The organism is Desulfosporosinus paludis, from assembly GCF_045689965.1.
In the GTDB taxonomy this organism is placed as follows: Bacteria; Bacillota; Desulfitobacteriia; order Desulfitobacteriales; family Desulfitobacteriaceae; genus Desulfosporosinus; species Desulfosporosinus paludis.
On record NZ_CP144211.1, the window covers coordinates 3,039,139 to 3,060,828 of the forward strand.

The 21,690-nt window shown below is 43.7% G+C and carries 19 protein-coding genes, 1 pseudogene and 1 riboswitch; of the genes and pseudogenes, 16 read left to right on the plus strand and 4 right to left on the minus strand.

Annotation, left to right across the window (positions count from 1 at the left end):
- Nucleotides 1-1,063 precede the first annotated feature (1,063 nt).
- The 4 genes from VZF35_RS15305 (at nt 1,064) to VZF35_RS15320 (ending at nt 3,004) form a co-directional block, all read left to right on the plus strand.
- A complete protein-coding gene (locus VZF35_RS15305; protein WP_407306148.1) occupies nt 1,064-1,567 on the plus strand; it encodes a metallophosphoesterase family protein in 504 nt (167 codons plus the stop codon).
- Between the two features lie 59 nt (nt 1,568-1,626).
- Nucleotides 1,627-2,067 carry a metallophosphoesterase family protein gene (locus VZF35_RS15310; protein ID WP_407306150.1) on the plus strand — a complete coding sequence of 147 codons (441 nt, stop codon included), beginning with the start codon at nt 1,627-1,629 and terminating at the stop codon, nt 2,065-2,067.
- Nucleotides 2,068-2,260: 193 nt separating this feature from the next.
- Nucleotides 2,261-2,710 carry a MarR family winged helix-turn-helix transcriptional regulator gene (locus VZF35_RS15315; RefSeq protein WP_407306152.1) on the plus strand — a complete coding sequence of 150 codons (450 nt, stop codon included), beginning with the start codon at nt 2,261-2,263 and terminating at the stop codon, nt 2,708-2,710.
- Nucleotides 2,711-2,839: 129 nt separating this feature from the next.
- Nucleotides 2,840-3,004, plus strand: coding sequence for an aspartyl-phosphate phosphatase Spo0E family protein (locus tag VZF35_RS15320; RefSeq protein ID WP_407306154.1), 165 nt, complete (start codon nt 2,840-2,842; stop codon nt 3,002-3,004).
- A gap of 163 nt (nt 3,005-3,167) precedes the next feature.
- On the opposite strand, the gene VZF35_RS15325 is transcribed toward VZF35_RS15320, so the two are convergent.
- On the minus strand, nt 3,168-4,433 hold the full coding sequence (locus VZF35_RS15325; RefSeq protein ID WP_407306156.1) for an Nramp family divalent metal transporter: 1,266 nt from the start codon (nt 4,431-4,433) through the stop codon (nt 3,168-3,170).
- On the minus strand, nt 4,430-5,728 hold the full coding sequence (locus tag VZF35_RS15330; protein WP_407306158.1) for a magnesium transporter: 1,299 nt from the start codon (nt 5,726-5,728) through the stop codon (nt 4,430-4,432). Before VZF35_RS15330 ends, VZF35_RS15325 begins: the two co-directional genes overlap by 4 nt.
- A 207-nt stretch (nt 5,729-5,935) precedes the next feature.
- Nucleotides 5,936-6,101, minus strand: a riboswitch (M-box (ykoK) riboswitch).
- A 238-nt stretch (nt 6,102-6,339) separates the two neighbouring features.
- Between VZF35_RS15330 and scfA the strand changes: the two genes are divergently transcribed.
- The 7 genes and pseudogenes from scfA to VZF35_RS15365 all read left to right on the plus strand — a co-directional run bounded on the left by scfA (nt 6,340) and on the right by VZF35_RS15365 (nt 14,931).
- The gene (scfA, locus tag VZF35_RS15335; RefSeq protein WP_407306160.1) at nt 6,340-6,480 is read left to right on the plus strand and encodes a six-cysteine ranthipeptide SCIFF; all 141 of its coding nucleotides are present in this window, start codon (nt 6,340-6,342) and stop codon (nt 6,478-6,480) included.
- A 102-nt stretch (nt 6,481-6,582) separates the two neighbouring features.
- Entirely contained in the window at nt 6,583-8,070 is a 1,488-nt protein-coding gene (gene scfB / locus VZF35_RS15340; protein ID WP_407306162.1) for a thioether cross-link-forming SCIFF peptide maturase, read from the plus strand.
- A 142-nt stretch (nt 8,071-8,212) separates the two neighbouring features.
- The gene (locus VZF35_RS15345) at nt 8,213-10,183 is read left to right on the plus strand and encodes a molybdopterin-dependent oxidoreductase (RefSeq protein WP_407306164.1); all 1,971 of its coding nucleotides are present in this window, start codon (nt 8,213-8,215) and stop codon (nt 10,181-10,183) included.
- A 68-nt stretch (nt 10,184-10,251) separates the two neighbouring features.
- Nucleotides 10,252-10,959 (plus strand): tetratricopeptide repeat protein, encoded by a 708-nt coding sequence (locus VZF35_RS15350; protein ID WP_407306166.1) that lies wholly within the window; start codon nt 10,252-10,254, stop codon nt 10,957-10,959.
- A gap of 27 nt (nt 10,960-10,986) precedes the next feature.
- A pseudogene (locus tag VZF35_RS15355) lies at nt 10,987-11,795 on the plus strand (MBL fold metallo-hydrolase).
- A gap of 21 nt (nt 11,796-11,816) precedes the next feature.
- Nucleotides 11,817-12,968, plus strand: a complete 1,152-nt coding sequence (locus VZF35_RS15360; RefSeq protein ID WP_407306169.1) for a S1C family serine protease — start codon at nt 11,817-11,819, stop codon at nt 12,966-12,968.
- 301 nt (nt 12,969-13,269) lie between these two features.
- Entirely contained in the window at nt 13,270-14,931 is a 1,662-nt protein-coding gene (locus tag VZF35_RS15365; protein WP_407306171.1) for a glutamine--tRNA ligase/YqeY domain fusion protein, read from the plus strand.
- 26 nt (nt 14,932-14,957) lie between these two features.
- Here VZF35_RS15365 and ybaK read toward each other — a convergent pair whose 3' ends face one another.
- Nucleotides 14,958-15,431, minus strand: a complete 474-nt coding sequence (ybaK, locus tag VZF35_RS15370) for a Cys-tRNA(Pro) deacylase (protein ID WP_407306173.1) — start codon at nt 15,429-15,431, stop codon at nt 14,958-14,960.
- A 395-nt stretch (nt 15,432-15,826) separates the two neighbouring features.
- Here ybaK and VZF35_RS15375 point away from each other — a divergent pair, with 395 nt between their 5' ends.
- The 3 genes from VZF35_RS15375 (at nt 15,827) to VZF35_RS15385 (ending at nt 18,350) form a co-directional block, all read left to right on the plus strand.
- Nucleotides 15,827-16,732: an MFS transporter gene (locus VZF35_RS15375; RefSeq protein ID WP_407306175.1), complete on the plus strand. Its 906-nt coding sequence runs from the start codon at nt 15,827-15,829 to the stop codon at nt 16,730-16,732.
- Nucleotides 16,733-16,740: 8 nt separating this feature from the next.
- The gene (locus VZF35_RS15380) at nt 16,741-17,076 is read left to right on the plus strand and encodes an MFS transporter (protein ID WP_407306177.1); all 336 of its coding nucleotides are present in this window, start codon (nt 16,741-16,743) and stop codon (nt 17,074-17,076) included.
- Between the two features lie 122 nt (nt 17,077-17,198).
- On the plus strand, nt 17,199-18,350 hold the full coding sequence (locus VZF35_RS15385; protein WP_407306179.1) for an MGDG synthase family glycosyltransferase: 1,152 nt from the start codon (nt 17,199-17,201) through the stop codon (nt 18,348-18,350).
- Between the two features lie 28 nt (nt 18,351-18,378).
- Here VZF35_RS15385 and VZF35_RS15390 read toward each other — a convergent pair whose 3' ends face one another.
- Nucleotides 18,379-19,254: a radical SAM protein gene (locus VZF35_RS15390; protein ID WP_407306181.1), complete on the minus strand. Its 876-nt coding sequence runs from the start codon at nt 19,252-19,254 to the stop codon at nt 18,379-18,381.
- 192 nt (nt 19,255-19,446) lie between these two features.
- Here VZF35_RS15390 and sleB point away from each other — a divergent pair, with 192 nt between their 5' ends.
- Entirely contained in the window at nt 19,447-20,139 is a 693-nt protein-coding gene (sleB, locus tag VZF35_RS15395; RefSeq protein WP_407306183.1) for a spore cortex-lytic enzyme, read from the plus strand.
- Between the two features lie 11 nt (nt 20,140-20,150).
- A complete protein-coding gene (locus VZF35_RS15400) occupies nt 20,151-21,515 on the plus strand; it encodes a PepSY1/2 domain-containing protein (RefSeq protein WP_407306185.1) in 1,365 nt (454 codons plus the stop codon).
- Nucleotides 21,516-21,690: the final 175 nt, after the last annotated feature.

The window sequence follows — 21,690 nt, forward strand, 5'->3', positions numbered from 1 at the left end:
AGTCAATTTATATTTAGTCTTTGCAATTACAAGATTTCTAAACGTCAATTATGCCGGACTTTCAGTAGATCTATTATACTTAATGAAGCAAATCTAGTTTCCGACCGAAATAGCGATAAATACCCTTTCAGAGCTTTTCGCGATTTCATATCAGCTTGCTAATTTTAATGATAAGCTTAGAGAAGAACTTGTTAGTTATTTTGAACATAACGAGAAAAAGTACCCACTGACAATTTACATCAGTGGGGTTTGCGTTTCTTGGAAGAACTAGATATCCTTGTAATTGTAAAACTGCTTATTAAACCTCTTTGCTATAAAAATTCTTATTTATTAGGATAATGAGTATTTTAAATTCTTATAGCTGCTGAAACTTGTTTAAGACTTGCTTTCTTTTTCGTGGATAATTCCAACCCTTTTTAAAGGGAGACGGGGAATAATTTTGATGTTTAGATAAGTATCTCGTCGAGTCCAAGGGAGGAACTATATAGTCCTGAAAGTTAATCACTAAGACCAATTAATGCTCAATACGCCGTAGGTTTGCGCTTATCGATGTGTTTAAGCAATTTGGGCAGACATAAACAGGACTATTTGCGGCCGGAATAATATTTATTTTTAGAATTTCAGCCGTATATTGGATCCACTTGCTTAAATGATCCATGCTCTGACAATTAGGACAACTCAACCACACTGTCGTTTCACCACCTTAGTGTAGTTTATGAACGACAGGCGAGCGGTGCTACAAAAACATATTCATATCACAGTTTGGAAAGGGCAAGCATTATTAATTAACGTTTATGAATTAACATAGTAAGCACATAATAAGCATTTAATAAGTAAGAAGCTTTTTTACTAAATTTTGAAGAGGAGTTTTTAGGAAATAAGAATGAGTTAATCAATTGATTAATTGGGATACATGACACAAATCTATCCAAATAAAGGTTGTAACGCTGTATAGAAAATTATGATAAACTATTCTAGTTAGACAATTAATAAATAGACAAGTTCCACTGCTTGCTTGGTTCAATCGAAATTACGTTAAGTAAGGTAGTGAGGAGTTGGGGGTATGCCAACAAGAAGGACCTTTTTAAAATGTTTAGCGGGGTTGGGGTTTGGGTCGTTACTATCATGGAACGTAATGTTGCCGAAAGCAGCAATTTCGAGATCAATTAGAACCTTAGAGCAGCCATGGACAAAAAACCAAAAAGCAAAGTTATCGTTCGTTGTTGTCAGCGATATCCACATAGCCCGATTAAATGCTATAAGAAATTTCACCGCATTACTAAAGGATAATTTCAATTCCAAACCCGATGCAATGGTAGTTGTAGGGGATTTGGGAGATGGCCAGTCGAGGGATTATCATATTCTTAATAATGAGTTGGCTAGTCATACGTTAGACATTAATTATCCAATCTATTGGACAATTGGGAACCATGAATTTTATGGAGGCTTTTATAAGAATGGGTCTTGGTCACCAGATACTTTTCCTAATGGGCAGACCGATGCTTTAGCCATTAAACGTTTTCTAACACTGGCTGAGAGAGAAAAGTCTATGGAGATACGTGGGTAAACGATTATCACTTTATTTTTTTGGGCACTGAAAAATCACGGATGAGCGACAGGAATTATATGGATTTCGCTTTTTTATCGGAGACTCAATTTAACTGGCTGGAGGAGGTTCTTAATAAAAATAAAAAACCTTATAAGCCTATTTTCGTCTTTCTCCATCAACCAATGCCTTATATGACATTAGGCGGATTACAGCGGGGTTATGTACTTCAATGGCAAAGGTTAAATGATATATTGTCACAACACCCTGAGGTCATTCTATTCAACGGGCACACTCATTATGAAATAGATTATAAAAATATGGTGAGCCAAGCTAACTTTGCAATTTTTAATAGTTCATCACTGGCCTATCCTATTGATAAAAACAGAAATCTTATTAAGAATTCAGCTCCGGGTTTAGTCGTAGAGGTATATGAGGAAAAGGTTGTCATCAAAGGTCGGGAATTTTTGACTCAGGACTGGATTAATGCAGCGGAAATCGCTGTCCTTGAACAAGCGTAAATTCTCAACTGAAGAACAACGTTAAAACAAAGCGATTGCTTTCTGAATTGGCCTTCTCGTTTTTCACGATTGTAAAAACTGAAGGCTTTTTTAATTGGGCGTCAAGGATGTCTTGACATCCTTGACAAATGCAATTCCTTATAAGATAATTTATTAACTAAATATTAGATCGTTTAAGAATTAGGTGGTAACCATGAAATCCGATGAAATAGAAGCTGTTGTACGCGAATTAGACCGTGCCATGGTCCAATTTAAGAGATTTGGTGGACAAGTAAGGTGTTCTCAAGCCATAAGGCCCAGCGAATTTACTTTGCTTAACACTATCATTCAATATGCCCATTCTGATTCTAAAGGAATAAAGGTTTCTGACTTGAGTGCCCAGCTTCAAATTACGCCTGCAGGAGTCACTCATACCATTAATTCCTTAGAAGAAGGGGGATACATAGAGCGTCTTGCCGATCCCACTGATGGGCGTGTTGTACTTGTTAGGGCAACAGAAAAAGGCAAAGAGATTATCGAACATATGAGGATGGAACATTTTGAATTCTTAAAAGGGCTAACGAACTTTCTTGGGGAGCACGACAGCAAGGAATTAATCAGGATCTTATCATCTGCTTTAGGCTATCTTAAGGAGAAGCGCTAATATAAATACGAGATTTCAGTCTTGCATTTTTAAACAATATATACTAAAATATACCATCGGAGGGTTGGTGTGGGAAATGGATAGTCTTTTCCACGCTTTTTAATAAGAAAAAGAGGTGCAATTGTCAAAATGGATTCCCTAATGTTTTTAATTGAAGATGCTCGCCGAAAACTAAATGATTCTGCAAAATGCAAGAGTTTGACCGATCCCGAAATTGTGGATATGAGTCAAAATTTAGACAGATTACTCAATGAGTTTTATTCAATGACGGAATCAGGAACTTTAGCTTCGTAAGATTTGAACGAAGTAGTGTTGATTCCCCCATAGAAATTTGACATAATTCACCTTTAGTTTTTACATAGTTGAAACAAGGAGTCTTTCATCTTTTTGAAAGGCTCCTTGTTTTATTGCTAAATATTAAGTTCCTTTAATAAAGTTGAGAGTTTAGATAGTTACATTAAACTAGGCCAATCGTTCTAAAGATCATACTAACCAGATCGGGAAATACGGTCGAGAGAAGTAACAGCAGGGTTAGTATGATTAAAATGAACGTGAATGCCCAAGAGACAACATTGAAGAACTTAGTATTGACAAAGTCTCCCATAATGCTTTTCTTACTGGCAATGAGGACCATAAAGATGAGGATCGGAGGCAATAGTACGCCGTTCACAACTTGAGTGGTCAACATGACATGATAGAGAGATAAGTTAGGCCATAAGACAATCGCAGCCCCTAAGACGATAAGAACGGTATAGAGGCCGAAAAACATAGGGGCCTCTTTATAAGATTTGCTGATGCCGTGTTCAAAACCAAAGGCCTCGCAGACGGCGTAAGCCGTACTTAAGGGAAGAACAAAGGCAGCCAGCATCGATGCCCCAAGAAGGCCAAAGCCAAACAAGAAGGTTGCATATTCTCCGGCTAACGGTTTCAAAGCCAGTGCTACGTCTTTAGCTGTTTCAATAGGGATCTTATTGACGTAGAGGGTTGCTGCTGTGGCTACAATAATGAAGAATGCGATAAAACCTGTGAAGAACGATCCTATTAATACATCCCAGCGGGTATAACGATAGTCTTTAGCCATGATTCCCTTATCAACTACGGATGCCTGAACATAAAATTGCCCCCAAGGAGTTATCGTAGTACCAATTACCCCGATAGCCATCATCAAAAAGGCTGGGGTTCCGGAGAAGGAAGGGGTAATGGATTCTATTAAAACCCGGTGCCAGGGAGGGTTGACCATGACTCCGGAGATAACATAACTAAAAAATGTCAGACAAAGGAGAAGGAATATCTTCTCGATCTTTCCATAATCCGTTTTAATGACCAACCACCAGATGATGGCACCCATTACGGGGACAGAGATGTATTTGCTCACGCCAAAGATTTCAAAACTTGTGGCAATTCCCGAGAATTCCGAAGCAGTTGTTCCTAAATTGGCAATGAGTAGAACACTCATGGCAAAAAATGCCCATTTCACTCCGTAGTGTTCACGGATTAAGTCCGATAGTCCTCGTCCCGTAACAGCACCTGTGCGAGCAGAAATTTCTTGGGCAATCGCTAAAAGAATCGTACTAATCAGCATAGTGAAGATAAGGGAGTAGCCGTATTTGGCCCCGGCAGCGGCATAAGTGGCAATTCCGCCGGCATCATTGTCGGCAAAGGCTGTAACAATCCCTGGACCCATTACAGCTAGAAACAGTCCAATTCGTTCTCTGCGATTCATTCATTATGCCCCCCTTTGGCCAAGCGTCGGCGGGCGATTAGGGTGGAATGGATCTCAGCACGCGGACGGTCGGGCATTAATAACTCGAGAACATCATCCACCGTAATAATACCTAAGACTTGATCCAGATCATTGACGACTGGGACCGCAAGAAGCCCGTATTTGTGGATGATCTCAGCAACTTTTTCGTGATCATCATAAGGGGAGATTTTGACAATCTTCTTATGCATAAGGTTCCTGAGAGGAGTATCTGGTGAGGCAATAATAAGTTCTCGGAGAGAAAGCACACCTTCGAGGGTTTCTTGTTCATCGACGACATAAAGATAGTAAATCGTTTCTGCTTCAGGTGCCAAGCGTCTCAATTCGTCGATGGCTTGCTCCGCTGTGAGCCAGATGGGTAAACCGATGTATTCTGTGGTCATAAGCGAGCCTGCAGTATCGTCTTCATATTGCATCAGTTCACGAACATCTTCAGCATCATCGGATTCCATAAGACGAAGAAGTTCTTCGGATTTCTCTGTAGACAACACGCTTAAAATATCGGCGGCCTCGTCAGCAGGCATTTCCTCGAGAATGTCTGAAGCCCGTACTTCATCCATTTGAGTAATCATTTCGACTTGGGCATCTAATTCCATTTCGACCAGAGCATCGATGGTTTGCTGAGAATCAAGAGATTCGAGGAAATGCGCTCTTTGTCTGTAGTCCATATCCTCTATAAGGTCAGCGATGTCTGCAGGGTGAAGTTGGCGGAGTTGTTCTTTTTCTCGGGTCAGTTGGAGAGAGGATGTCCTGTTTTCCAGAGGTTTAATATATTGACAGCCGACAAAGTTATTTTCAATACGACTGAGTAAAAATTCAACCCCTAAGCGACGGAAGAGTCCTCGAACTCCGATGTCAACGGCGACTAAAACAATGTATTGATGGTCTTCACGAGATACCCAAGAGAGTGAAATGTCGTTGACTCGTACTAACCTTGAGCCTTCAAGATCGATGATTTGTTTATCTAATAGCCATTTTCCAATAAAGGTCTCGTCATCATGCAAGGGACAGGTCTTTTGCGGATCAAAGGTAATATTTAAACGCAGACCTTCTTTATCCCAGGATACGACCCATTCGATTGGGATAAGGGCAGGGATTTCTTTGGCATAACGAATGCCTGTAACCAGTGGCGAGGCGTTGTCCCAGCGCATCGCGAGGTCATATAGTCGACCGATGCGGTGTCCTTGGGCATCCCAGATTGGCTTATTGGATAGTTGGCTGAAGTAAAACTCACCCAATACTTTCAGATCGTTCATTTGACTGCCCTCCTTTTAGTGGCGGAGTCTGGCGCCTATGGCAAAAGGACTCCTGCCGGTATTATGAAAACTATAATTGCATAAATGATAGGGGCCAGAACCCATAAAACCACCTCCTTAAATTTCCCAAAGATAAAGATTCCATGAGCCGTATTGGAATATAATAAAAAGACCTCTACAAAATAGAAGGTCATAGTGAAAACGCTTGGCCCTCCCTTCTCGTTGAGTTTTAGCACTGCATAGCGTAGAGTTATCTCAGCCACATTAAGTAAAACCTTATGCCGGTAATACCTGTTCTACCCAATTGGCGTCTCTCGACATTTCTGGGCAGTGGCTTATGTTTATGCAGGAGCCTCACCTAACGGAGATTTATTGTCTACTTCATTATATGTATAATCTATCAAATTCGTCAACATTTTTGCCTAGAAATTAATTATTCGCTTGATCTCCATCGATTAATCACGATTGCTTGTAATTCCTCGAAGATACTTGATGATTTAGCGACCTGCGTTTGTCTAATCAGTGTTTTCTTAACTTTTGCCTTTTCTCTTGTCCTTATGATATAATCGTGAAGGAATTAATGACGTAAGTCTCGAGAGGAGGGTGTTTGAATGGCAAAACACATTCAGACGATTGTGAAAGCAAACCTAAGTTCAACTGTTAAAACGGGAGGCTGTGGAAATTGTCAGACCTCTTGCCAATCTGCATGTAAAACATCATGCACTGTTGGTAACCAAGTGTGTGTTAAATAACATTAGGTCTAAGTTTGTACATGATCTCAGAACCCAATCCTTTTACGGGCTGGGTTCTGTTCTATTTATTTAGAATACTAAAAAATGAGAGCGAGGACGTCAATGTTTAATTTTGGGGAGCTAGAGGGGTATAGTTTAAAAAAAAATGTTCACTTTTTTCATCAAGGCGATTTATTTATTGCCTATGATGTTAATTCGGGCTCGGTACACGTGCTGGATGAAGGAACATTTGAGGTCTTAAGAGCTATTCAGAGTCTTGATATAAAGGAAGGTCAGCCTTCGCTGGAAAAATTAGAGGAAGCTCTCTGTCTTATCGGTAAACAAGACCTTAACGGACTGGTACCAGAGATCTTAGAAGAGCTAGAAGAACTCCGTCAAGAGGGAACGATTTTTTCCAAGGAGACAGGCCGGGTCAACTTAGCTTACCCCGAGAAACCGATTGTAAAAGCAATTTGCCTGCACGTGGCTCATGACTGTAATTTACGTTGTGAATATTGCTTTGCCGGGACAGGGGCTTTTGGGGGCAGCAGGACTCTGATGGATTTAGAGACAGGAAAAAGGGGTATAGACTTTGTCTTAAAGGCTTCCGGACATAGAAACCATTGTGAAGTGGATTTCTTCGGAGGCGAACCGCTGATAAATTTTGATGTGGTTAAGGCTTTGGTCGAATACGGCCGAAATGCCGCGGCTGCCGTGGGTAAAACCATTAAGTTCACATTGACAACGAATGGTGTTTTATTGAATGAAGAAATTCAAAATTTCCTCGAACAAGAGGAGATTAGTGTGGTTCTGAGTTTAGATGGGCGTCCGGAGGTCCATGATCGAATGCGTCCGCATGCGGATGGCCGAGGAAGTTATGCAGAAATTCTTCCGAGAATCCAGCAGTTTACCGCTTTAAGACCAGAAAGTTCGGCCTATGCTTTGGGGACCTATTATTATGTACGGGGTACTTATACCCATTTTAATTTAGACTTTGATCGCGATGTTTTACACATGGCGGATTTAGGGATTAATCAGATTTCTGTTGAACCTGTGGTGGCAGAACCGGAAGATCCCTATGCTTTCCAAGATGGGGATTTAGAGAATATTCGCGAGGCCTATGATCGTTTAGGGGAGGAGCTCATCAAGCGCCGTTCGCAGGGACGGGGTTTTAATTTCTTTCATTTCAACGTTGCCCTGGATAAGGGACCTTGCCTTCTTAAAAGACTTTCGGGATGCGGAGCGGGCCACGAGTATGTTGCCATTTCTCCGGAGGGAGATCTCTACCCCTGTCATCAATTTGTAGGACAGGAGAACTACAAACTTGGTTCGCTGTATGATCAAGACCCGTTATATCTAAAGCCAGATGTGGTTCAGGAGTTCCGTGCCGCAAATATTTATTCTAAATCAGCATGTCAGGAGTGCTGGGCGCGTTTTGCCTGCAGCGGAGGCTGTCATGCCGCTAACGCAGCCTTTACCCAGAAGCTTACTGAGGTTTACACTCTGGGATGCGAGCTGCAAAGAAAACGCCTTGAAGTGGCTCTTTACGTTAAGATTAAAGAAATTCAGCAAAATGCTGAGGGGATGACTCTTCCAGACGTTCGTTGTTAAGGTTAGAGAAAGGGTATTTTCTCAGCATAACAGTGTTTCGGCCAGGAATATCCATGGTTAAAATGTTATAACTATTTAGAGCGGATAAGCTCGTTGGATATAGGTTTTCGTTGAGTCTTTAGCAGGTGTTAGGAGGAAGAATATGACGATTGTACGTTCTGCATGTCCCTTAAACTGCCCAGATGGATGCGCTTTCATGGTAGAGGTAACAGAAGGTGGTCTCCGCGTAAAGGGGGACCCCTTGAATAGCATTACAAAGGGGTTCATCTGTTCTAAAGGACAGGCTTTGGCGAAACGCGTCTTTTCTGCCGACCGATTGAGATTTCCCCTCTTAAAACAAGAAAAAGGGTGGAAAAGAATAAGTTGGGATCAGGCCTACGCGCTCTTCAGTGAGAAAATCGAAGAAACCGTGTCCAATGTGGGATCTTGGGGGATCTTCCATCATTATGATTATGGAAACAATGGAGTCCTGCGGGAATTAGACCGGCGATTTTTTCAGGCTTTGGGAGGGGTCACGGAACCTCGGGGGAGTATGTGCTGGGGAGCTGGTTACCGGGCACAGGAGTTGGATTTTGGCGGGGTTTATTCGAGCTCGTATGAGGACCTGGAGGATGCGCGGACTCTCGTATTATGGGGGAGGGATCCGGCAGTTACCAATGTCCACTTAATGCCTTATTTATTAACGGCTAAGAAGCGAGGAGCCCGTTTGATTGTCATAAATCCAGTTCGTGTCAAAAGTGTGGACTTCGCTGATGATTTTTATCAGGTGCGTCCTGGAACGGATGCAGCTCTGGCCTTAGGGTTGAGTCATATTATCCTAAGCGAGCGTTGGCAGGACACTCTCTTTATTCAAAATTATGTTCATGGGTTTGAAGAGTTTGCCAGGAGAGCCAAGGAATTTTCCCCAGAGAACGTGGAAGCAATAACAGGAGTCAGCGTCACTCAAATGCACGAACTAGCGAGACGTATAAGTCACGCTCGTCCGGCGGCGTTCATCTTAGGCTATGGGCTTCAACGCTATGTGAACGGAGGAAACACGGTCCGGGCGATTGACGCCTTGGCAGGGATAAGTGGGAATGTTGGCTGGACAGGTGCGGGTGTGCATTATGCCCATCAGTATCATCACGGAAAAATGAATTCGGTGCAGCTCTCGCCGGACCGATATCAGGCGAGGACCTATCCCCATCCTGTTCTTGCGGAAGAACTGCTGAAGGCGGACCCTGCCATTAAACTCGCGGTTGTGACTCGGTCGAATCCACTGGTACAACAGCCGAATTCTCAGCTTTGGAGAGAGGTTTGGCGACAAATACCTTTTAAAGTGGTTCTGGATACGGTGATGACAGAAACAGCAAGGCAGTCGGATTTAGTCTTGCCGGTAGCGACGATATTTGAAGAAGAGGAATTAATGAGAACCTCTTGGAATCCTCTGATTCATTATGCTCAGAAAGTTATTGAATCCCAGGGAGAAGCCCAATCGGAACCGGTGATCTTTACTGAGCTGGCTAAGCGTCTTGGTCTGGAGAAGGATTTTCCATACACCTCAAAAGAGTGGATCGAATTTGTCATTGAGCCGTTGACTGCAGCCTATGGTATTACCCTTGATCAGCTGGCCCAAGGACCGATTTCTGCACCCTACATCCCTAAAGTGGCTTGGGAAAACAAGGAGTTTAAAACACCCAGCGGCAAAATTGAGCTTTCTTCGAAACTTGCCCAAAGAGAGCTTGGAGATTCTGTCGCAACCTATGTCTCGACGGGGTCTTCAGAAGACAAGACAGAGTTTCCTTGGCACCTTATTACCCCTCATCCGGGGAATACGTTGCATTCTCAATTTCATCAAGTCGATGGGTTTGTCGTGTTTCTCCACCCGGATTTAGCCGGGAAATTTCGCCTTAACTCCGGAGATCGGGTCATTGTAGAGACGAAGAATGGGCAGCTTGCAGCTTCGGTTGTTCTGTCAGAAGATATCCATCCTGAAACAGTGGTCTTGCCGGAAGGCGCAACCACGGATGGCTTTGGGGTTAATCAGTTGATTGTCGGTAAAGGTTCTGATGTTGGGGAAAGTACGTCGTATTACGAGACGTATTGCCAACTCAGAAAATGGTATTTAGATTAGGGTATGGGTTGGACGGATTGAGCAGGCATGGTACAATAAAGCTGGAATAATATGGCCAAGGGGGCGATGTGTTGAGGAAACGTCAACACCGTGTTTTTGCAATGATTCTTGTGGTTCTTATAGCGATTGCTATGGTAGGCTCAGGGTTTGCTGTGTTTTTCGGCGGCAGCGGTATACCTGCTCCTAATCAAAATTCAGCGACAAATACAAACACTCTTGCTGATTATCAGGCCAAGAAAACTCGCCTGGCGACCCTTGCTGAGCAGGCGAAGACGGATACGGGCAATGTCGCTTTACAAACGGACCTTGGGAATGAATATTATGACGCTGGCCTTGAAGCAGAAACAGTAGCGCCTTCAGAGTCTGCGGAGAACTATAAACATGCTGTTGAGGCTTATCAGAACGTCTTGAAAGTGAATAAGGATCCAAATGTAATGGTAGACATGGCAACTGCTGCGTTTAAGAGCGGGCAAAATGATCTTGCCGAAAAAACATACGTTGAAGCATTAACGATTAAGCCGGATTTTCTTAACGGGTTAGTCAATTATGGGATATTCCTTGCTAATGTGAAACAAGATCTGCCAGGGGCTATTGCCCAGTGGCAGAAAGCTCAGAATTTAGCTCAGCCAGGTACTGAACAAGATCAGATCAAAGCTTTTATCAGCCAGGCTCAAAGTCAACTTAAGGGAGGTACTAATTCGTCCGGAGGTGGGGCTTCAAACCCGAATCCAGCGCTGAAAAACGGAGCATCAACCCCTGCACCTACAGGGAAGTAAATCACCGGAACGGAGGAGACGATTTCATTGCATTTTACAACGTTGGCGAGCGGAAGTTCCGGAAATGCCATTCTTGTCGGTGAAGGCCACAGACATTTGCTGGTGGATTGTGGGATCAGCGGCAAGAGTTTGTTATCGAATCTTTCTCAGTTAAACATAGAAGGCTCGGAGATTGAAGGAATTGTCGTTACTCATGAGCACATTGATCATATTCGGGGAGTGGGTGTTCTTGCTCGAAAGTTAAAGATTCCGATCTATGCTACAACCGGTTTATGGAAAGCTATGAGTCATTCTTTAGGGAAGCTCGCTGAGCAGCAGCGTATCGAAGTAAACACCTCCTTTTCATGCGCCGGGCTCGATATTTTGCTCTATCCGACTTCCCATGACAGCCGAGAAAGTTACGGTTTGAAGATTGTGAGGCCTCAAAAAAAGGACAGGGGTCATCTCGTTGTTGGCATAGCCACCGACAGCGGAAGAATCACAGAAGAGATGCACCAGCATTTGAAAGGGTGTGATGGCCTCGTAGTCGAAGCGAATTACGACGAGGAACGGTTACATAATGGCCCATATCCGGCATATTTAAAGCGGCGGATCAGCGGACATTACGGACATTTGGAAAACTCGCAGCTGGCCCAAGGGCTAACAGAGTGGATTCAGGAAAATACCCAGCGGGTTGTGTTGGCCCATTTAAGTGAGGAAAACAATACCCCGGAAATAGCCTTGTCGACGGTGCTGCATATCTTGAGCGAATCGAGTGTCCCTGAAAGGTGCCCGAGGTGAAGGTTCATGTTGCCCCTCGGCATACACCGCATGAACTGATTATTTTAAGGGAATAATAAAACCTAAGGAGGGTGCGCATGAGTTATTATGACGACCAAAATAATCACTCGAGAAAAGGACCGGGCCTTCTCTCAATGACAGTTATTGCCTTGATCAGCGCTGTGTTGGGCGGGGTCATAGCAGTAGCCTTAATTCCTTCCATATATGGCAATAAACAAGTTGGACCGACGAATCAGGTTATTTTAAATGGGCAGGGGACAACCCCTACGATTAAAACAGAGGGGACTACAAATTTTCCTGTAGTTCAGATCGCCAAAACAGTTGGCTCAGCAGTCGTTGGGATTGCTAACTTCCAATCCCAGGGTTCCTTGTTTGGCGGAGGTGGCCTTACAGAAGCAGGTAGTGGTTCGGGCTTCATTGTCGATGCCCAACACGGCTATATTGTCACTAACAATCATGTCGTTACGGGTGCGGAAAAAATCGTTGTTAGTTTGGCAGATGGACGCAATATCACTGCCAAGTTGGTAGGTGCCGATGACCGTACAGACTTAGCGGTGGTTCAGATAGCTGATACCTCGAATTTAACGGCAACCCAAGAAGGGGATTCGACGAAACTTCAAGTTGGTGAATCTGTGGTAGCCATTGGAAATCCTGGGGGTCAGGAATTTGCCCGCTCTGTGACGGCTGGCGTGGTTTCAGCCACGAATCGAGTCTTAGATCTTCCGGGGGAATCGAGTTTTAACCTCATTCAAACCGATGCAGCCATTAATCCAGGCAACAGCGGGGGGCCGCTTGTGAACTATCAAGGCCAAGTCATTGGCATTAATTCGGCTAAAAATCAAGAGCCAGGGTTTGAAGGGATGGGCTTTGCCATACCTATTTCAGATGCTTTGCCGACGATTAAGCAATTAATCGAGAAAGGATACGCAAGCCATGCAGGTCTGAACGTTCAAATTGATCCGCGCTATACTGCGGAGTATGCGAGCCAAAGAGGATGGCCGACTGGGGCCTATGTCTCCAAAGTTACTTTGGGCGGACCTGCCGAACGTGCCGGTATTATAGCCGGGGATGTAATCACAAAAATCAATGGCAAAGAGGTTAAAAGCTCTTTGGAATTGACCCACGAGCTGTTTAAATTTAATCCGGGTGATAAGGTGTCGGTGACAGTATTTCGGAACAATAAGACAACAGATATGTCGGTCACTCTGACAGAGATTAAGTCGCAATAAAAAACAACAGCTTCCGCTCTTGCTGAGGCTCGGCGCAAGCCGAGCTTTCTTTATACGGATCGAAAGTATAATATACGCCACATGCTTTTTGTAGTATCAGTACAACCAGTAACTAAGGCAGCCGTTTTAGCCAAGGCTTACAAGTGCGAAGATAGTGTCTATGGGAGCCAGCCAAGTTTTCTGGATATTGTCGTTAGAGTATTGCGCAGGAAGTTGAACTCTGGCCATGTATACGGTATTATGTAGGACAAGGATAAATCGGCAAAAGCAGGATCATATTAACGAGAAAGGTTGATCATTGATGGAACATAAACCCTCCTCCAATTTTCTGAGGAATATACTCCTCGAAGATCTGAAATCTGGTAAGGTCGATCATATTGTTACCCGCTTTCCACCTGAGCCCAACGGCTATTTACATATAGGGCATGCTAAATCTATCATCCTTAATTTTGAATTAGCCGATGAGTTCAAAGGCAAAACCCATCTGCGTTTTGATGATACGAATCCCATAAAAGAAGATACCGAATACGTTGAATCGATTAAAGAGGATGTACAATGGTTGGGGTATGAATGGGACGAGTTGTTCTTTGCTTCGGACTATTTTGAAGAAATGTATAGCCGTGCAGTGTTATTAATTCAAAAGGGAAAAGCTTATGTCTGTGATTTGACGGCTGAGGAAATTAGAAGAACACGCGGGTCTTTGACGGAACCGGGGCGGCCAAGTCCTTGCCGCGATCGCTCGATTGAAGAAAATCTAGAGCTGTTTGAATGTATGCGGCGTGGAGAATTTAAGGATGGGGAGAAAGTTTTACGAGCCAGAATTGATATGGCTTCTCCGAACATCAATTTGCGGGACCCTGTTCTCTACAGGATTGCTCATGCCTCCCATCATAATACAGGAGATAAATGGTGTATTTATCCTATGTATGATTTTGCGCATCCTTTGGAAGATGCCATCGAGGGCGTTACTCATTCAATTTGTACTTTGGAATTTGCGGATCATCGTCCTTTGTATGATTGGGTTGTGCGGGAATGTGAAATGAAAAATGTACCGCAGCAATATGAATTTGCCCGTTTGAATATGACAAATACCGTTATGAGCAAGCGTAAGCTCAAGCAACTTGTCGAAGATAAAGTAGTGGATGGCTGGGATGACCCACGAATGCCTACGATATCCGGACTTCGGAGAAGAGGGTATACCCCTGAGGCGATGCGCAGTTTCGCCCGAGAAATTGGGGTGGCCAAGGCGGACAGTGTGGTTGATACTAAGATGTTGGAACATTTTATTCGAGAAGATTTGAAACTTAAAGCGCCACGTACCATGGCTGTCTTAAAACCGTTGAAAGTAGTTATCACTAATTACCCGGATGATCAGGTCGAGATGCTGGAGGCTGAAAACAATTCGGAAAATCCGGAAATGGGTACACGGAAGATTCCCTTTTCCCGTGAAGTATATATTGAGCAAGACGATTTTGCAGAGAATCCGCCACCGAAGTATCATCGTCTCTACCTAGGGAATGAAGTGCGGTTGAAAAATGCTTATTTTATTAAATGCAACGAAATTGTTAAAGATGAGTCGGGCAAAGTGATTGAGCTGCACTGTACCTACGACCCGGAAACCAAGAGTGGTACAGGATTTACGGGCAGAAAAGTTAAAGGGACCATTCACTGGGTAGATGCTCGTCAAGCTCTTCCCGCAGAATTTCGATTATATGAACCTTTAATTTTAGACGATGATGAAACAGACGATGGTACCTCTTTCATGGATCATATCAATCCCAATACTCTGGAGATTTCTCACGGTTTTGTAGAACCAACTTTGAAAACAGCCAAGCCGCAAGATAAATACCAATTCTTCAGACATGGCTATTTCAATGTTGATCCGCTCTATACTACTTCCGATCAGCCTGTTTTTAATCGGATTGTATCCTTGAAGAGTTCCTTTGAACTTCCTAAGCAATAGGAAAAAAGCAAAGCGATAAATTATCTTCAGGGGCTTGAAATATCGCCTACCTGAGCATTGGTGGCAGAAATCAAATCGGAAGGATGTAAGAAAATCTGAAGTCCCCGTAAGCCAGCACTAATGGAGATCTTTTCTTGATGATTTATCGCTGAGTCAATATAGGTCGGGTAGGATTTTTTTATTCCAAGTGGGGATACCCCTCCCCGAATATAGCCCGTAAGAGGTTGGACTTCTTTAAGAGGTACAACCTCTACTTTCTTATTTCCGCTTAAAGTCGCCAGACCTTTAAGATGAAGTTCGTGATCACCTTGTATGCATGCTACCAGGACCCCCGTTTTGTCGCCGCGGGCGACTAATGTTTTATACACTTGTTCGATGGGTAGTCCAACTTTTTGGGCGACAGAAACGGCGGATAAATCCGACTCGTCCACTGGATATTCTTTAAGTTCATAAGATAATTTCATTTGATCGAGAATGCGTGCCGCATTTGTTTTGCGCATGGTTTTTTGACCCCTTTGATATCATTTTGTTAAGTGTATTTCTTTGCCTTCCAGCAAGATCCATTATTCGATAAATAAGAATTTTTTCCTTCAAATTTATAATTAAGGTAAGTATTGACAGAGTGTACTGAACACGTCTATACTTAATAACAGTTTCAGTCTGAAAGGAGGTCGTTTAATTATGAAAGAGTTAAGAGGTTATTGTAGTTGTCTGCTTTATAGTGCGGCCTTTGTGGGAGAACTTGACTAATTAGTTTTGATGAATCAAGTCACGGGTCGTAAGATTCCGTGACTTTTTATTTTGTAAGGGAGTTTAAAGCCATGGAACCTCCTGCCCTTTGGAGCGGCAAGGGAGGGGAGTGGCTTTTTTTGTTGCTTGGGAGAGGAGTTTTAGAGTGTTCAGTTGGAAGATTTGGTTAAGCCCTTATCGGGGGATGCCTAAAGAGATTTATGTGATTTTTGTGGCGCGAATCATTAACGCCCTCGGATGTTTTGTGATGCCTCTGCTGACGATTATTTTGACACAGAATATAGGTTTGTCAAAACAAATGACGGGGCTTTACATCAGCATTTCCGGCCTCTTAAATGTGCCTGCAGCCTTAATTGGTGGGAAATTAGCGGACACCATCGGAAGAAAAAAAGTAATCATGTTGTTTGACGGCTTGGCCATAGTTTTTTATATTACTGCTGGTTTGATGAAGCCCTCGTTATCAATGGCGTATGTTCTAATGATTGCAGGAGCATGTATGGTCACAGCAGGGCCTGCTCATGACGCACTTATCGCAGATCTATCGACACCGCAAACCAGAAATGGGGCTTACGCCCTTTCCTATATGGGCTGGAACATTGGCTTTTCAATTGGCCCGATTATGGGAGGGATTTTATACAGAAACCATTTGCCCCTGCTCTTTATCGGGGACGCACTGACTGCGCTTATTGCCTTAACGCTAATAGGATACTTTATTCCTGAGACTCTTTGGAAAACGAAACTGGCTGTTACGGAACCTTCAAGGCTGGAGAAGCGTGAAGAGGGATCAATATTGGCGGTTCTGCTGAAACGACCGATTCTCCTCTATTCCAGCATTATTATGATGGGTTATAATTTTGCGTATGCCCAGTGGTCATTCATGCTTCCAATGCAGACCATACAGAACTTTCCGGGTGCCGGGGCGGAATACTTTGGCTATATTGCAGCCTTTAACGGCCTTGTTGTGATGCTGTTTACGCCAATCATTCTGAAAATCACAGAACAAATCAGTAATATGCGCCGGATGGTCTGCGGGGGATCTTTTATGCCGTAGGTTTTGGGATGTTGGGTGTCACCCATGCTTTAGTATTAGTCTTTCTATGTGCCTTTATCTATACGCTTGGTGAAATTATTTTAGCCATTAGTGTGACTCCCTTTGTAGTCAGTCATACTCCTATTTCTCATCGCGGGAGGATGAATTCTTTAGTTCCGATGGTTTTTCGTTTAGGAGATACTTTAGGGCCTGTAGGTATGGGATATATTTTAACGTATATCAGTATTGACTGCGGCTGGAGACTGATCGGAGTTTCAACGTTCTTTTGCACGTTGCTAATGTTTGGTTTAGAGAAGTGGGAAGCTCGGCAGAACGTCCAAGGTCAAGAACAAGTGGGGTCGTAAGGCGATTTTGAGCATTGCCTGAATATCGGCTTTCTTTTTCCTTGGGTAATCCCTATAATAGATACAAAGAAACCAATATTATAGTGTCCTTTTAGGGTAGTCATTGAGAGGGAGGGCCAATTTTGAAGCAACTAAAGGTTCTCGTATTTTCCGCGTCGTTTGGAAACGGACATTTGAGAGCGGCTGAAGCTGTTATTGAAGGGATACGGATCAAGGAACCTTCTGCTAAAATTATTCACTTGGATTTCGGCGCTTTTCTAAATATGCGAGTTAACACGATCATTAGAGATTTTTATAGTGGGCTCTTGAAACGAGCACCAAAGCTATGGGGCCGTTTTTATTATAAAACGGGCAAGAAACAACCTCAATCAATGAGTCAACGTTTGCTGAACCAAATCGGACGAAGCAATTTTCTAAATTACATTCAACAGTTTAAACCGGATTTGATCGTGTGTACTTATCCGACAGTATCGTCAATTCTGGCTCAATTAAGGATTGAACAAATTCTTCAGGTTCCATTAATTACTGTTATCACGGATTACACCGTGCATAGCCATTGGGTTCATCCAGGAGTGGACTGCTACATAGTAGCTTGTGCAAAAGTTAAGGAGTCGCTAATGTCTTGGGGGATTCAAGCGCCAAATATTCATGTAACGGGTATTCCAGTCAGCCCAAGATTTGAAGAGCGAGAGGACCGAATGACTACGTTGGAGAAATTAGGGTTAACGCCGGGCCTTCCAACCTTTTTGTTCATGGGTGGAACGTATGTAATCTTAGAAAGTACCAAACGAATTTGCAAAACGCTGACGGGTTCACAAGTTCCGGTGCAATGTATTGTCGTCTGCGGAGACAACGAAAAACTGTATGATTCTCTTGATGATGTCATTGCTCAGGCGAGGAACCCTCTGATCCGCTTTAAATTCGTCCATAACGTTGAGGAATTAATGTCAGTGTCCGATTTGATTATTACTAAGGCGGGAGGATTAACAGTATCCGAAGCGCTTACTAAGCATTTGCCGCTAATAATTTTCAGACCGATTCCGGGACAAGAGGAAGAGAACGCTCAATATGTGCAAGGCATCGGGGCAGGATGGATCGCGGAGAATGAGGAAGAATTAGCGAAAATGTTGGGTCATTTGTTACACCATCCGGAGGATATTGAAAAAATGCGCTCCAAAGCGGCAATCGCCTTAGCAGGGCATTCTACGGAGCGAGCCGTGGAGGAAATGCTGCAATTAGCATTGGCATCAAGCAGGAGGCAAAGAATCGGTTGATCCGATTCTTTGCTTTTTTAGATGTTAATTAAAATCCTCGCCAATATTCCGGACGAAGTTCTTCGGAGGAGGAAGCTTCCAGGACTCTGTCGAGGGTTTTTAATAGTTCAGCTCGATCAGCGGGAAGTGTAGCCCTAAGAGGCAAATAATTGGAGGCGTGATTGCTTCGAAAAACGCAGTGGGAAACCTCTAGGTTTTCAAGCATAGTACGCAGTTCCGTTAAAGCCTCCCAAGGGGTTAGGAGCTGAAAATCACCGTGCTCAATAGCCTTGGACAAAGGAGCTTCAGGGTCTACCATGAGGGTTAAGGCGCCTAAATATTCCGGATCAATGGTACTGATGACGTGAGCTGTATCGAGGGCGTGGGCTTGAGTTAGGGAAAGTCCGCCTAAACCTATAATCACCGTGCACGAGAGAACTAACCCGCTTGCTTTAACTTTCTCTCCCGCCTCGATCATTTGCTTAGGATTTACTCCTTTGCAAACGGATGCTAAAACCTCTTCATTCCCGCTTTCCACCCCTAAATAAACCATGGTTAGGCCATGGGCTTTTAAGGCAGCCAGTTCTTCAGGGGTTTTGGCAAGAATATCCTTAGGCCCTCCATAAATCCCCACGCGTTGGAGATGAGGGAAGCTCGCATAAAGGTTATCAAGAATTTCAAGAAGTAAGGATGTATCTACGGCAATAGCGTCTCCATCTGCCAAAAATATCCGTTCTGCCTTGGCGTTATGGACGAGGGCTGCAGTAATAATATCCTTTATTTCTGTGCGCGATTTTATCCGAAAGGTTTTATCTTTGTACATGGTACAGAAAGTACAGGCATTGTGGCGGCAGCCAACCGTGATCTGCAAGATGACACTTCTAGCCTCGCTGGGTGGTCGGTATAGAATCCCTTCATAATACACAGTATCCTCTCCTTTCAGTTAGTTAGCTACTCTTTCTACAAAGATTGGGTAAGTACCTGCTGGTTGCTTCATTCTAATCTCACCTAATCGTTAAAGGCATAGTCTGGCGCGTTAAGTTTCGAGGATAATGTTGGATAAATTCTCTGCTCTTTTGCCACACTAATGACTACTAAAAAAAAGTGAGGTGAGGGTATGAAATTACGTGTCAGACCTCGGTGGATTATTCTCCTTGTCGTAGTGATTCTCAGTATTGCCCTATCTGGGATGGCATATGGGGCTTTAGGGGATCGGCAGTTGGGCAGGGGGAGCAAAGGCCAAGAGGTTAATGATCTGCAAAGCAAGCTGGTCCAATTAGGTTATGTGGTCGGACCCATTGACGGGAAGTTCGGTCCAAAAACAGAAGCGGCCATCCGCAACTTTCAGAAGGATCATGGGCTAAAGGTCGATGGATTGGCAGGAACGCAAACAATCAAGGAGTTAAAGCTTTTAACCGGTCAAAGTACCAATGCTTCTGGAAAGTCCGTTGGGAATAAAAATATTGATGTTAACCTTTTGGCTCATGCGGTAAACGGAGAGGCCCGAGGGGAACCTTATCGAGGGCAAGTTGCCGTAGCGGCAGTTATCATCAACCGTATAGCAGACCCGGCGTTCCCCAAGACAATAGCGGATATTATTTATCAGCCGGGGGCATTTTCCAGTGTCAATGATGGGCAGATTAATTTACCGCCGTCGGCTTCCGCCATCAAAGCTGCTCAAGAGGCCGCAAGTGGTTCTGATCCTTCGAAAGGTGCGCTTTTCTTTTTTAATCCGGCGAAAACAACCAATAAATACATTTGGTCACGGCCTCAAATCATCAAAATTGGCAATCATATTTTTACGAAGTAAGGGGGAGAAACATGCATAGAAGATTCTGGGTAGGCACCTTAGCGGCGGCGCTGTTAATCTCTTTAGGTTGGGGACTCAATGAATATCGTCTGGCGGGGGAATATCGCCTTACTGCAGAGAACAATAGTCACAGAGCTTTAAACGATTTTGCGAGTCATCTTGATCAATTAGAGACAGATATGGCTAAGGGTAATGTGGCGAATAGCCCTAACCAGCAGGTTTTCTACTTAAGTCAAATATCGAGTAAAAGTGACGGTGCACTGAAGGATTTTGCCCAAATTCCTGCTGAACAGACGGGGCTTAGCTATATTGGTCAGTTTTTAACTCAATCGGGTGATTTTGCTAGAACATTGGCTCAGAAAGTTGCAAGCGGGGGTACCATTTCGGAAGAAGACAAGAAAAACCTGCAAGAGATTCACGACCGCCTGGTACCCGTCAACCAAAAAGTTCAAACAATCATGACACGAATGGATACGGAAAATCTAGCCTGGACAGATCCGGCTCCATCCATAAGGCAGAGATTGGGATTTGGAGGTCCTCAAATAGCTGAAGCAGCTGCAGACGGCTCAGAAGCTGCTTCTAAGTCTGTAAGGTCAGGGTTGGATCAGCTGGATGCCAGTCTCCAGAAGCTCCCTCCTTTCTCCTATACAGGGGAGTTTTCAGCACGCGTTGTTCAGAAGCCGCTGGGTCTCCCTGCTGGACAAGTCACCCGTACGCAGGCCCAAAGCGTGGCACGAAGCTTTTTGAGCAAAGTAGGTTATGTTAATGTGACGCCGGATTTTGCAGGAGAGTCGAAAGGCGATCTCGGAGGATATTCTTGGCAATATAAAGACGCCTATCTGGAGGTTAGTCGCCAGGGTGGAGTAGTTACGCTTTATCAAAATCAACGCTCGATTGATCCTCGCACCTTAAGCCTGGAAGATGCGACGAGAAAAGCCCAGGTGGCTTTGCAAGCGCTGGGTTGGAAACTTGTCATCACTTCAAATGAAGATTTCGGCTCCTATGTAGAATTTAATGCTGTGGCGGAACAGGATGGAGTTAGACTTTATCCAGATAAAGTTAGGTTGTCAATTGCCATGGACAACGGACAGTTGGTTAGCCTTGATTCTACACCCTATTATGCCTTTCACCATTCCAGAACATTCCCAGCTAAGATAACAATGGAACAGGCAGTTCGCAAGTTGCGCCCGAATTTCAAAGTTCTGGAAAGTCGTTTAGCCGTTATTGCCAAAACTGGGAATCAGGAAATCTATGCTTATGAATTCCGTGGCCGATACATGGATGAGGAATATCTCTTATATCTTAACGCTCAAAATGGCAATGAAGAAAAAATCCAGCGGATCATCAAGACACCGCGCGGAGAGTATCTCCAGTAAATTCATAAAGGGACTGTCTTAAAGACCGTCATTTAGTAAATTAAGGATCAATGACAGGGGACAGATCAACGAGAGGGATTGTTTCCCTCTCGTTGTTAACTTAGGACCCCAGTAACGATTTTAAAGCAATAATTCAAGCCGTATTTTTTATTTGAGGAATTTATTAAAATCAATG